The following is a 356-nucleotide window of genomic DNA, read 5'->3' on the forward strand; positions in this document are numbered from 1 at the left end:
TCCATTGGGGCCCACAACACCGCACACACAACCCCTACCAAGTATCACATGCACACGGTTTAGCCTCATCCACGTTCGTTCGCCACTACTAGCAGAATCATATTTTATTTTCTTCTCCTACGGGTACTGAGATGTTTCACTTCCCCGCGTAAACCCCCACAACAGCTATGAATTCACTGAAGGGTAACACCCCATAACAGGTGCCAGGTTTCCCCATTCGGACATCCTCGGATCAACGCTTTATTGACAACTCCCCGAGGCTTAACGCAGCCTTACACGTCCTTCATCGGCTCAGCATGCCAAGGCATCCACCATGCGCCCTAAATAACGAACACACAACCAACAAGGCAACCACC

The 356-nt window shown here is 50.8% G+C and carries 1 rRNA gene; it reads right to left on the reverse strand.

Annotated features, from left to right (window positions below):
• Positions 1-335, reverse strand: a 23S ribosomal RNA gene (locus HMPREF2896_RS12930); the annotation flags it as partial.
• Positions 336-356: the final 21 nt, after the last annotated feature.

It is taken from the genome of Corynebacterium sp. HMSC069E04, assembly GCF_001813175.1.
Taxonomy (GTDB): domain Bacteria; phylum Actinomycetota; class Actinomycetes; order Mycobacteriales; family Mycobacteriaceae; genus Corynebacterium; species Corynebacterium aurimucosum.